Raw genomic sequence first — 12,950 nt, 5'->3', positions numbered from 1 at the left:
TCACGGCTATTTCTTGGCCCGCGCCGTGTGGGACTTGCCCTTGCGCAGCACGAAGGTCTTCTTCTTGACCTCGTCGCGGACGTCCACGACCCCCTCCGCGACCCGCGTGATGGTGCTGGTGCAGGTGTCCGTCACGAGCCACTTCGTCCCGCGGACGGTCGCGGCGCTGTACTGGCCCTTGGTGCGGAACTTGCCCTTGCCGTCGCCCCACAGCTTGCGGGTCTTCGGCTTCTTGGCGGCGGCGCTGGCCGAGGACTTCTTGGCCTTCGGACAGCCGGTGAGCTTCTCGCTCAGCGTCAGCGTCGTGATGCCACCCGCCTGGCTGACGAGGAACAGGCCGGCGTAGAAGGTCGCCTTCTCGCCCGTCGACGTGGTGATGACGACGACCCCGTGGCGGGTATCGATCTCCGCCCCGTTGAGCAAGACGCCCGCGCGCAGCGGCACGAAGGTCTTGGCGCCCTTCGGCTTGACCAGGACGGTCCCGCTCTCCGGCTCGACCTCGACGCTCGTGTTCGCCACCGGCGGCGGTGTCGGAGTCGCGGTCGGCGTGGCGGTCGCGGTCGGGATCGCCGTCGCGGTCGGCTCCGGAGTGGGCGAGGTCGTCGCAACGGCCGTGGGGGTCGGGGTCGGCGTCGGCGTCGGAACGGCGGCCCCGACGGTGAACGTCCGCGTGGCCGGCGTGGCGTCGGCATTGTTCGCGGCGTCGAGCGCGCGCACGCGGAACGTGTAGGTCTGATCGAGCGGGAGGTCGTTGTACGTCCGCGGCGATTCGCAGGCGGTGAACTCGACCGGCCCCTGGTCGAAGCTGCACTCGAAGCGCGCGTTCGGCTCGCTGGAGCTGAAGGAGAACGTCGGGTCGGTGCCGATCGTCTCGGTCGGCCCGGGCGAGTCGATCGTCGTCTCCGGCGCCGTCAGGTCGACCGTGAACGTCGCGAAGTCGCCCTGGCTGAGGTCGGTCGCGCCCGCCGGGCGCACCTCGAAGCGGTACGCGCCCTCCGCCAGGTTGCTGTAGGTGATCCCCGAGTCGCAGCCGGAGAACGCCGGCTTCGGGTCGCTGGGCCGGATCAGGCGGCAGGCGTAGTCCGGCCCGGCGTCCGAGTCGAAGGAGAACGTCGCGGTCTGGCTGCTCGTCGGCCCGCTGGGCGGGTCGCTGATGGTGATCTTCTGGTTGACGCGGTACTCCCAAGCGCCCGCGTCACACGGAGCGGACCGGGCGAAGCCTGTCTGGTCGAGCGGCGAGCACGTCCCGCCGATGTTCTCGGCCGGGCTCGGCGTGTCGAACGGCAACACGTCCGTCTCGCCGCCGTAGTTGCGCAGGTCGGTGTCGAGGCCGGGGCTCTGATCGCTGCGGTCCGTCTGCTGCGCGAAGTTGCAGTCAACTCCCGAGTCGACGTTGAACCCGTCGCTGACCACGCCCGTGCCCGCGCAGTTGGACTCGCCGATCGGTCCTTGGTTGGACGCCACGATCGAGCCGCTCACGTGTGCGCTGCCCTGGCTGATGTTCAACCCGCCCGGGGCGCCGGCGGTGGCGGTGTTGCGCGCGAGCGTCACGCGCTGGAGCGTCACGGAGTCCTGATCGCCGCCCCACTGCATGATGCCGCCGCCCACCCGCGCGGAGTTGAAGGCGACCGTCGAGTTCGTGATCGTCAGGTTCGCCGCGGCGAGGCCGTCGCCGCCGAAGTTGAGGATGCCGCCGCTGTCACCGCCGCCGTCCGGGGCGGAGTTGTGGTCGATCAGGCTGTTCGAGATGGTCATCGTGCCGTTGCGGTTGGCGATACCGCCGCCGCTGTAGGCGCGACCGCCGGTGCTGCGGATGTGATCGAGCGTCACGGTGGCGCTGGCGGCGACGATGTTCCCGCCGAAGTAGCCCGCGGCGTCGGTCGCGACGCCGCCGGCGACCGTCAGGTTGCTGATCGAGGCGGACCCGCCGTTGATCTGGATCACGCGCGACACCGGCGCCGCGTAGAGGGTCGTGGTGCGTGCGCTGTCGCCGCGCAGCGTGATGTCGGAAGTGAGCAGCAGCGGGCCCTGCGTGAGCTGATACGTGCCGGCCGCCAGGTCGACCTCGTCGGCCCCGGCGGCCTGCGCGGCCGCGGTGAGCGCCGCGCGGATCGTCGTGCACTGGCCCGACGCGCACGACCCGGTGTCGTCGCCCGTCCCAGTCACGGTGAAGGTGTCGGCCGCCGCGGGTGCCGCGGCAACCAGCAGCGCGGCGATCGTGGTCGCCAGGAATCCGTTCCAGCGCATCGTTTATCGCCTCGGTCTCGCGGTGTAGCTCTTGCCCTTGCGCAGGATAACCGTGCGCTTTGTCACGTCGTCGCGGACGCCCACCACGCCGGTTGCGACCGTCGTCCTGGTGTAGCGGCATCCGTCCTGCACGAGCCACTTGGTACCGCGAACGGTCGCGGCGCTGTATTGGCCTTTCGTCCGGAACTTGCCTTTCCCGTCACCCCAGAGCTTGCGCGTCTTGGGCTTCTTCGCCGCCGCGCGGGCCGATCTGGCCGGCGCGCACGGTGCCAGTGGCTCGTTGAGCGTGAGCGTCGTGATCCCGCCCGACTGCGTGACCTTGAACATCCCGGCGTAGAACTTCGCGGTCTCGGGCTTGCCGCCGGCCTTGGGCACGGACGTGAGCGTCACGACGCCCTTGCGCGCGTCGACGGTCGAGCCGACCTTGATGGCCTGCACCGCGGGCAGCAGCTTGAACGTCTTGCTCCCTGGGTCGCGCACGAGGATCGTCCCGCTGAGGCTGCCGCCGACGACCGTCTTCCCGTAGACCGGGGTGGGCGTGGGGGTGGCCGTCGGCGCCGGCGTGGGTGCGACGGTCGGCTGCGGGGCGGGAGCGGCCGTGGGTGTCGGCTCCGGGGGCGGCGGGATGTACTCGAACGCCCCGGAATCACACGCGGCACCCACCGGTCGCGCGGTGCCGGTCTGATCTTGCGTGCCGGCGCCGCAGTCGACCGCGCGATCGATCGCCGGGCTCCCCGCGAGCAGCGGCAGCACGTAGGTCCCGTTGATCGTGACGAGTTGCGGCGCGAGCCCGGCGTCGGCGTTCTGGCTGCCGTTGGTGAATCCGCAGTCGCTGCCGGACTCGACGTTCTGGCCGGAGTTCGCCGGCGCGAAGGGGGCGCAGTCCGACGGCGCGGTGACGCCCGTGCGCGGCGCGGTCGCGCTGTTGCGCGCGACGATCGAGGACTTGACGGTGAAGTTGGCCTGGGCCGGCGTGATGTAGAGCCCGCCGCCGGGGGCGGTGGTGGAGCGGTTGTCGGCGACCGTGACGCGCTCGAGCGAGACCGCGCTCGCGTTGTCGCGCGACGCGATGCCGCCGCCGCTCGCCGCGGAGTTGAAGGCGACCGTGGAGTCGACGAGCGCGAGCGTTCCGGCGTTGCCGCCCGCCTGCAGCGGCTGCGCGAGGATGCCGCCACCGGAGCCGGTCGTGCTGTTGTTGTCGATGACGCTGGAGACGGCCCCGGCGATCAACCCGCCTCGCAGCGCGATCCCGCCGCCACCGCTCGGGGCGGAGTTGCCGGTGATCCGCGACCCCGTGAGGATCAGGCGCGCACTGCCGGAGACGAGGATGCCGCCGCCGTACGGATTCGCCGTGTCCGTCGTCGCGTTGCCGCCGGTCACCGTCACGCCCGTCAGCTGCAGGACATGTTCCGAGCTGACCGTGAAGATCCGGAACGTGTTGTTGCCGGTGATCGTCGTCGACGACGCGCCGGCGCCCGTGATCGTGATCGTCTTCGGGATCGTGATCGAGCTGGTCAGCGTGTAGGTGCCGGCCGGCACCGTGATCGTGTTCGACGCGTCCTGCGAGCCGTTTACCGCGTTGCGGAGCGTGCAGATCTGCGGACAACCAGCCGCGCCCGCCACGTCATCGGTCCGATTGACGGTGAAGTTCGCGGCGGAAGCCGGCCAGGCGGCGAGCAGCACGAGTACGAGAGCGAGCGGTACAGCGGAAAGGCGCATCCGGCGCGACGACATTAGTTCGGGTTGGTGGTGGTTTGCAACCGACGGAAGTCTGGGTCAGCGGCGTGGGCGGGCGGTGTACGACGTGCCCTTGCGCCGGATGATCGTGCGCTTGGTCACGTCGTCGCGGACGCTCACGACGCCGCTGGCGACCGTCGTCCTGGTGTAGCGGCATCCGTCCTGCACGAGCCACTTGGTCCCGCGGACCGTGGCGGCGCTGTATTGGCCCTTGGTGCGGAACTTGCCCTTGCCGTCACCCCAGAGCTTGCGCGTCTTGGGCTTCTTCGCCGCCGCCCGCGCGGACGACTTCGCCTTCGGGCACGGCGCGAGCTTCTCGGTCAGGGTCAACGTGGTCAGACCGCCGGACTGGGAGACCTTGAAGGTGCCCTCGTAGAACACGGCCTTCTCGCCGGTCGAGGTCGTGATCTCCACGCGGCCCTTGCGGGTGTCGACCTCTGACCCGTTGCCGATCACCGACGCATCGAGCGGGACGAACTTCGACGTGCGCGGGAGCTTGACCAGCACCGTGCCACGCACCGGCGTGGCCCCGACGCTCTCGTTGCGCACGGGTGGTGGCGTGGGCGTGGGTGTCGCGGTCGGGCTCGGCGCCGGGGTCTCTGTGGGCGTCGGCGTCGGTGTCGGCTCCACCGGCGGCGGCTGATACTCGTAGGCGCCGGCATCGCACGCATTGAGCTGCGGGCGAGCAACGCCGCGCTGATCGACGGTTCGCCCGGCGCAGTCGGCGATGTCCACCGCCGGGCTGTTCGCGGGGAGCGCCAGCGCGGGCGGCTCGGAGGAGTCCAGCGCGGCCGCCAGGTGTGGATCGGCGTGGGAGCCGCCGAGGCCGCAAGCGTCGGCGGTGTCGGGCGTGACGTTGCCGCCGGCATCCGTGGCGGGGGTGGCGAGCGAGCAGTTGGACAGCAGGTCCTGCGGGCCGGGGCCGAAGTTGAAGGTGGACGTGTTGCCGCCGACGATCGAGCCTTGGAAGGTGGCGTTGGTGGCGGCGGACGAGATCCCGCCCGCCCCACCGCTCGGGGTGCCGGCGCGGGCGTTGTTGCGCGTCAGGGTCACGCCGCGCAGCACCGGCGGCTTGCCCGAGTTGTTCTCGATCGCGATCCCGCCGCCGTTGCGCGCCGAGTTGGACACGATCGTCGAGTCCTGGACGGTCAGTGCCGTCGTGAAGGTCTGGCCCTGGACGTAGACGCCGCCGCCCGCCGCGGTGAGCGCGGTTCCGGTCGCGATGTTGGCGTCGATCAGGCTGGACTGGATCGTCAGCGCGGTCGCGCCGAGCGCGGCGACCCCGCCACCTTGGGCCGCGTTGCCACCGGTGATCCGCACGCGGTCGAGCGTCGCCGAAGCCTGGCTCGACAGCAGCAGGTTCCCGCCCTGGCCGCTGGCCCCCGACCCGCCGCGCAAGGTGACGCCGGTGATCGTGACGCTCGCGTTGCTGTTGATCGTGAGCGTGCGGATCGACGCCGGAGGTTGGATCGTCGTCGAATTCGCGCCTGCGCCTTGGATCGTGATCCGCGTCGCGCCGGTGGGAATGGCCAACTGCCCGAGCTGCGTGCTGACCGCGTATTGCCCGGCAGGAAGCACGATCACGTCATCGGTCGTGTTCCCATTGTCCGCGGCGGCGCTGATGGCGCTCCGGAGCGTGCACAGCGCCGCGGTGCAGCCGGAGGCGCCGATGGTGTCGGCGGGCCCGGTGACCGTGAACGTGTCCGCGCTCGCCGCGGCCGGAAACAGCGCGAGGACGACCGTCGCGAGAGCGAGCTTGGCGGTCAAGGCGCTGTGAAAAACCACGGGCGCGTTGGAAGTTGCGGCGGCTACTTCTTCTTCGCCCGGGCGACGTACGGCTTGCGCTTGGTCACCAGGACCCGCTTGTGCGTGACGAAGTCCTCGACCTGGACGGTGCCCGTGCTGACCCTGGTGGTCGTCGTGGTGCACGCGTCCTGGACGAGCCACTTGGTGCCACGGACGGTGGCGGCGCTGTATTGGCCCTTGGTGCGGAATTTGCCCTTGCCGTCGCCCCAGAGCTTGCGGGTCTTGGGCTTCTTCGCCGCCGCGCTCGCCTTGCCCTTGGCCTGCTTGCAGCCTGTGAGCTCCTCCGTCAGCGTGAGTGTCGTGAGCTTCTTCGTCTGCTGGATCTTGAAGATGCCGTCGTAGAACGTGGCCTTCTCGCCCGGCGTCGTGGTCGTGATTGTGATCTCGCCGTCGCGCGCGTCGATCTCCGAGCCGTTGGGCACCACGCCGTCCTTGAGCGGGATGAACTTCTTCGTCTTCGGGTCCTTGATCTTCACGTCACCGGTCACGTCCGCGGCAACGGACTTGTTCGTCACGGGGGTGGCCACCGGCGTGGCGATCGGAGTCGCGACCGGAGGCTCCGGGGTGGGGACCGGCGGTTCGGGCGTCGGGGTCGGCTCCGGCGGAGCCTGTGGCGGGACCCCCGACAGCTCGTACGCGCCCGCGTCGCAGGCGGACTCCCCGTTGGGAACCCGGTTGTAGCCGCGCTGGTCGATCGTCACGAGGCACGGCGTCACGTAGTCGACCGCCGGGCTCGCGGCGGGGATCGTCAGCACGTCCGTCCCGCCGCCCGCGTTGACGAGAGCCGCCGACAGACCCGTGCCGATGCCGACGCGGTTGGTGCCGTGGTCGAAGCCGCAACTGTCCGCGTTCTCGACGTTCTGGCTCCCGCTGCCGATCGTCCCGGAGCAGTTGCCTTGCGGATTGTTGGCGATGATCGACGCGTTGACCGACGAGCTCCCGCCTTGCAGCAACAGCCCGCCCTGCGTGTTGCCCGCCACCGTCGACGCCAGGATCGAGACGGAGTTGCTGCCGGTGCCGCTGGACAGGATTCCGCCGCCCTGCTCGTTGACCGTGTTGGAGAAGACGGTGGAGTCGGCCACGACCAGCTCGGCCGCACCCTGCGAGCCGTTGTTGTAGATGCCTCCGCCGGTGCTCGCGGTGTTGTGGTCGATCAGGCTGTTGGCGATCGTCAGCGTGCCGGAGTTCGCGATGCCGCCGCCGCTGATGGCGGTGCCGCCCGTGACGCGGGCGAACACGAGCCCGACGTGCGAGCCCTGACCGACGAGGATGTTCCCGCCGTCGCCGGAGACCGGGGCTCCGCCGGCGATCGTCATGTTCGAGAAGCTCACGGTGACCGGTCCCTCGACGTCGAATACCCGGGCCGGGCTCGCACCCTGAATCGTCGTCGCGCGAGCACCCGCGCCGACGATGCCGACATTCGAGGTCAGCTGGAACTGCCCGGCGGTGAGCGTGATGGTCCCGGGGGGGAGCGAGATGGCGTCCTCATTCGGGTCGCGCCCGGCCTCGAGCACGGCGTCGCGCAGGGTCGGGCAACTCGCCGGGGTCACGCAACCCACTGGATCGCCCGTGTCGCCGGTGCCGGTGACGAAGTAGGTCTCGGCCGCCGCGGGCGAGGCCGTGAGGAGGCTGAGAGCGAGTGCGGCGACGATGACACGGGAGCGCATAGGTGCTCTCGACCCTAATGGGACGGCCGATTTTTTGCCCGAGATCCAGAACCCGGCACTCCAAGAACCGGTTACTCGTGTCATTCGACGGATGGTCGATCAAGATTTGCGTGACAGATGACAAAAGGCTGATAGCTTCCCGCGCCGCTTGAAAGTTGAATGAGAGGGGGAGTTCCATGCGTTCCAGGAGGGGAGCGGGCCTTGGCCTGCTCGTTGCGCTGCTCACGTGCGTCTTTGGTGTGGGCACCGCACGGGCGGCCGGGCCGCTCGAGAAGGTGCTCGTGTTCTCGAAGACGGTCCAGTTCCGTCACGACTCGATCCCGCAGGGGATCGCCGCGATCCAGACGCTTGGGACGCAGAACGGCTTCACGGTCGACGCGACCGAGGACTCGACGAAATTCACCGACGCGAACCTCGCGCAGTACGACGTCGTCGTCTTCCTGTCCACGACGGGCGACGTCCTCAACGACACGCAGCAGGCCGCGTTCGAGCGCTACATGAAGGCCGGCGGCGGCTACGCGGGCGTTCACGCCGCTTCCGACACCGAGTACACGTGGCCGTGGTACGGCCAGATGCTCGGCGCCTACTTCCGCAACCACCCGAACGGCACGCCGACCGCGACGGTCAAGATCGAGGACGCCGACGAGCCCTCCACTACGGGGATTCCGGCCTCCTGGACGCGCGCGGACGAGTGGTACAACTTCCAGAAGCCGAACGACCCGGTGGTCGGCGGCAACCAGGCGGGCATCCCGGACTACTCGCCGCGCACGAGCGGCGTCCACGTCCTCGCCACGGTCGACGAGTCCACGTACGACGAGGTCGACGACTCCGCCGACGCTGACGACCACCCGGTCGTCTGGTGCTCGAACTTCGACGGCGGCCGCGTCTGGTACACGGCGCTGGGCCACACCCAGGCCTCCTACTCGGAGCCTGACTTCCTCAAGAGCCTGCTCGGCGGCCTGAAGACCGCGGCGGGCGCCACGGACGCCGACTGCGGCCCGATGCGCACCTCCCCGCCCACGAGCAACGACTTCGAGCTGGCGACGCTGGCCAAGGGCGTCGACAAGACCGGCGAGCCGATCTCGCTGGCCGTGCTGCCGGACCGCCGCGTCCTGCACACCTCGCGCGACGGTCGCGTCTGGCTGACGACGCCGAACTCGACCACCTCGCTGGCGGCCCAGCTGAACGTCTACTCGCATGACGAGGACGGCCTGCAGGGCGTCGCGGTCGACCCCGACTTCGCGACCAACCAGTGGGTCTACCTGTACTACGCGCCGCGCCTGTCGACGCCGCTCACGGACGCGCCGGAGACCGGCGACGCCGCGGCCTTCGCGCCGTACAAGGGCCACAACAACCTGTCGCGCTTCAAGCTCGGCGCCGACGGCAAGCTCGACCTCGCGAGCGAGCAGACGATCCTGCAGGTCCCGACCGACCGCGGCATGTGCTGCCACGTCGGCGGCGACATCGACTTCGACGCCCAGGGCAACCTGTACATGGTCACGGGCGACGACTCCAACCCGTTCTCCTCCGACGGCTTCGCGCCGATCGACACGCGCGCCGGCCGCAACCCGGTCTTCGACGCGCAGCGCACGGCGGCCAACACCAACGACCTGCGCGGCAAGCTGCTGCGGATCAAGGTCGGGCCTGACGGCACCTACACGATCCCGGCCGGCAACCTGTTCACGCCCGGCACGATGGGCACCAAGCCCGAGATCTACGCCATGGGCTTCCGCAACCCGTTCCGCTTCGCGGTCGACCGCGCCACGGGCTATGTCTATCTCGGCGAGTACGGCCCCGACGCCGGCGCCGCGCAGGCGAACCGCGGCCCGGGTGGCCAGGTCGAGTTCAACCTGATCAAGCAGCCCGGCAACTACGGCTGGCCTTACTGCACGGGCAAGAACGACGCCTACAACCAGTGGGACTTCGCCACCAACACGGGCGGCGCGAAGTTCGACTGCAACGCGCCGAAGAACACCTCGCCCAACAACACGGGCCTCACTGACCTCCCGCCGGCGGTCCCGGCGTGGATCGCCTACGACGGCGGCAGCATCCCGGCGTTCGGCTCGGGCTCGGAGTCGCCGATGGGCGGCCCGACGTACCACTTCGACGCCAGCAACCCGTCGACGACGAAGTTCCCCGCCTACTTCGACGGCAAGAACTTCGCCTACGAGTTCGGCCGCGCGTGGATCAAGACGTTCACCGGCGGCGCCGACGGCAGCTTCCCCGCCATCGAGACCTACTTCGGCAACTTCGGCTTCAAGCAGCTGATCGACCTGGAGTTCGGCCCTGACGGCTCGCTGTACGTCCTCGACTACGGCTCCGGCGGCTTCTTCCAGGGCGACGAGAACTCGGCCGTCTACCGGATCGACTACGTCTCGGGGCAGCGCAGCCCGGTCGCCGTCGCCAAGGCCGACAAGACGTCCGGCCCCGCCCCGCTGGCGGTGCAGTTCTCCTCCGCGGGCTCGATCGACCCCGACGGCGGCGACCTCACCTACGCGTGGGACTTCGACAACGACGGCACGGTCGACTCGACCGCTCCCAACCCGGCGCACACCTTCGCCGCGGGCCGGTACATCGCCGCGCTGACGGTCAAGGATCCCTCCGGCAAGGAGGCGCACTCGTCGGTGAACATCGTCTCCGGCAACACGATGCCGACGGTCAAGATCAACCTGCCGGCCAACGGCGCGATCTACAACTACGGCGACACGATCAAGTACACGATCACCGTCACCGACCCCGAGGACGGGACGATCGACTGCTCCAAGGTCCTGCTGAACACCGCGCTCGGTCACAACGACCACTCGCACGGCGATCAGTCGATGACCGGCTGCAGCGGCCAGTTCACGATCCCGCAGGCGTGGGAGGACAAGACCCAGCACACCTGGTACATCCTCGGCGCCAGCTACACCGACAAGACCACGGGTCTCGAGCTCACCGGCACGAACCAGGTCATCCTCGAGTGGAGCACGCAGCAGGCCGAGATGTTCGACGAGAACTCCGGCATGCAGGAGACGCGTGCCACGGCGGCCGCGGGCGGCGGCCGGATGGGCTACACCGATCCGGGCGACTGGCTGAAGTTCAAGGACATCAACCTGACGGGCATCACCAGCGTCACCGCGCGCACGACGGGCGTGGCGAACAGCCGCTTCGAGCTGCGCGTGGACTCGCCGACCGGTCCGCTGGTCGCCTCGATCCCGGTGGTCTCCTCCGGCGACTGGGAGATCTACAAGACCCAGGACCCCGCCGCGGTCACCGACCCGGGCGGGACGCACGACCTCTACGCCGTGTTCCCGCAGTCCAACATGGACCTCGACGAGTTCACGTTCAACGGTCCGGGCGCCAACGGCAACGCGACACCGGTCATCTCGGCCGCGAGCGCCACGCCGCTGTCCGGCGCCTCGCCGCTGAAGGTCGACTTCACGGCGAACGCCACCGATCCCGAGGGCACCGCGGTCTCCTACTCGTGGGACTTCGGCGTCGCGGGCGTGCCTGCCGCGACGACCAAGGACGCCTCCTACACCTACACGCAGCGCGGCCTCTACACCGCCACGCTGACGGTCAAGGACGCGGACGGGCGCAGCGCGACCCGCACGTTCACGGTCGAGGTGCTCGGCACGTGCCCCGGCACGGACCTGTTCACCGGCACGACGCTTGACCGCACGGTCTGGCCGACGATCGTCCGCGAGGACGCGGCCAACTACAAGGTCGAGAACGGGTTCCTGAAGATCAACGCCGTCGCCGGTGACATGTGGACCGGCGCCACGACGGCCAAGAACATCATCTCGCGCCCCGTGCCCAAGGGCCCGTGGACCGCGACGACGAAGGTGACGCTGGCGCAGGTCGCCAACGGCGAGCAGGCGGCGGTCATCCTCCGCCAGAGCGACACCGAGTTCCTCAAGGCGGCGTACATCCGCACCGCCGAGGGCCGCAACATCGAGCTGGTCGGCCTGCGGGCAGGCTCTGAGCCCACGGTCGAGCGTTCGGCGATCTTCGCGACGAGCGCGCCCAACACGGTGTACCTGCGGATGACGTCCAACGGCACCACGGTGTCGGCGGCGTACTCGCTGGACGGCGTGACGTTCACGACGGTCGGGACGCCGAAGGCGCTCGATCGCATGACCAGCCCGCTGATCGGCATCTCCGCCTACAACGGCACGGCCGGCACGCCGGCGAGCTTCGAGTGGTTCAACCTCTCGGGCTCCGACGACGAGTTCGACGGCAACGCGCTCAACGACTGCCGCTGGTCGACGATCCTGCGTCCGGTCGCGGGCGAGGTGCGCGTGACGGGCGGCCAGCTGCAGATCGACGCGATCGACGGAGACCAGTACAACGGCACGTCGACCGCCAAGAACGTGCTGCTGCAGAACGCTCCGGCGAGCGGCCCCTGGCAGGCGATCACGAAGGTGAAGATCCCGCAGGGCGGCTCCTACGAGCAGGGCGGGCTGATCCTGTTCAAGGACGACAAGAACTTCGCCAAGGCCGTCCTGATGGATTCCGAGGGCAGCGGCTGGGTCGTGGAGTTCGGGCAGGACATCAACGGCGTGGCGAGCACGCCGACCGGCTACCGCTCGGCCTCGCTGCCCGCGAGCGTCGAGGCCAACGGCATCTGGCTGCGGATGACGAGTGACGGGACGTCGCTGAAGGCGGCCTACTCGCTCGACGGCACGGCGTGGACGGACATGACCCTCACCCGGTCGCTCGCCACGCTGGCCACCCCGAAGATCGGCCTCGCCGGCTACCACGGCAACGGCCAGCCGATCTCGTTCGATCGCTTCGAGCTCAAGGCCGGCGCGCAGAACTCGGCGCCGGTCATCTCGTCCGCGACCGCGACGCCTTCCGGCGGCAACGCACCGCTGCCGGTGCAGTTCGGCGTCACGGCCACCGACCCGGAGGGTGCCGCGCTGACGTACGCGTGGGACCTCAACGGCGACGGCACGACCGACTCGATCCAGCAGAACCCGACCTACCGCTACACCGTGGCCGGCACCTACGTGGCCAAGGTGACCGTCTCCGACGGTGAGCTGACGGCGTCGAAGACCGTGACCGTCACGGTCACCGGCGTGGCCGTCAGCGGTGACGCCCCGGTCACGGGCGAGGTCCCGGGCACGCTGAGCCTGACGCTCGGCGGTCCCGTCTCGTTCGCGACGTTCATGCCGGCGCTGACGAAGGACTACACGGCGTCCACCACGGCGATGGTCACCTCGACCGCCGCCGAGGCGGTGCTGACGGTCGGCGATCCGTCGGCCAACGCGACCGGGCACCTGGTCAACGGCAGCTTCTCGCTGGCGCAGGCGCTGCAGGTCAAGACGGGCTCGGCGGCGTTCGCGCCGGTCACGGCCTCGACGCCGCTGACCAGCTGGACGGCGCCGGTGGGCAAGGCGGCCGTCGCGATCGACTTCAAGCAGTCGATCGCCGAGACCGACGGGCTGCGCAGCGGCACGTACGGCAAGACGCTCGTGTTCACGCTCTCGACCACGACGCCGTAAGCGAATG

The 12,950-nt window shown here is 69.7% G+C and carries 5 protein-coding genes; 1 reads left to right on the top strand and 4 read right to left on the bottom strand.

Going from position 1 to position 12,950, the window contains the following annotated elements; translation table 11 throughout:
• Positions 1 to 6: 6 nt before the first annotated feature.
• The 4 genes from OM076_RS30640 to OM076_RS30625 are packed head-to-tail and all read right to left on the bottom strand — an operon-like array spanning position 7 to position 7,457.
• Positions 7 to 2,247, bottom strand: a complete 2,241-nt coding sequence (locus OM076_RS30640; RefSeq protein ID WP_270043938.1) for a choice-of-anchor Q domain-containing protein — start codon at positions 2,245 to 2,247, stop codon at positions 7 to 9.
• Positions 2,248 to 2,250: 3 nt separating this feature from the next.
• On the bottom strand, positions 2,251 to 3,966 hold the full coding sequence (locus OM076_RS30635) for a choice-of-anchor Q domain-containing protein (RefSeq protein ID WP_270043937.1): 1,716 nt from the start codon (positions 3,964 to 3,966) through the stop codon (positions 2,251 to 2,253).
• Positions 3,967 to 4,023: 57 nt separating this feature from the next.
• Entirely contained in the window at positions 4,024 to 5,751 is a 1,728-nt protein-coding gene (locus OM076_RS30630) for a choice-of-anchor Q domain-containing protein (protein WP_270043936.1), read from the bottom strand.
• Between the two features lie 41 nt (positions 5,752 to 5,792).
• Positions 5,793 to 7,457: a choice-of-anchor Q domain-containing protein gene (locus tag OM076_RS30625; protein WP_270043935.1), complete on the bottom strand. Its 1,665-nt coding sequence runs from the start codon at positions 7,455 to 7,457 to the stop codon at positions 5,793 to 5,795.
• A gap of 176 nt (positions 7,458 to 7,633) precedes the next feature.
• Here OM076_RS30625 and OM076_RS30620 point away from each other — a divergent pair, with 176 nt between their 5' ends.
• The gene (locus OM076_RS30620; RefSeq protein WP_270043934.1) at positions 7,634 to 12,943 is read left to right on the top strand and encodes a ThuA domain-containing protein; all 5,310 of its coding nucleotides are present in this window, start codon (positions 7,634 to 7,636) and stop codon (positions 12,941 to 12,943) included.
• The last annotated feature ends 7 nt before the right edge of the window (positions 12,944 to 12,950 follow it).

The sequence above is a fragment of the Solirubrobacter ginsenosidimutans genome, from assembly GCF_027587205.1.
The sequence above is the reverse complement of the archived record's forward strand: the minus strand, read 5'-3'. Positions and strand labels throughout refer to the sequence as shown.

Excerpts from the sequence above, each read along its gene's own strand:
- OM076_RS30640 (WP_270043938.1), bottom strand. The coding sequence starts at position 2,247 with ATGCGCTGGAACGGATTCCTGGCGACCACGATCGCCGCGCTGCTGGTT.
- OM076_RS30635 (WP_270043937.1), bottom strand. The coding sequence starts at position 3,966 with ATGCGCCTTTCCGCTGTACCGCTCGCTCTCGTACTCGTGCTGCTCGCC.
- OM076_RS30625 (WP_270043935.1), bottom strand. The coding sequence starts at position 7,457 with ATGCGCTCCCGTGTCATCGTCGCCGCACTCGCTCTCAGCCTCCTCACG.
- OM076_RS30620 (WP_270043934.1), top strand. The coding sequence starts at position 7,634 with ATGCGTTCCAGGAGGGGAGCGGGCCTTGGCCTGCTCGTTGCGCTGCTC.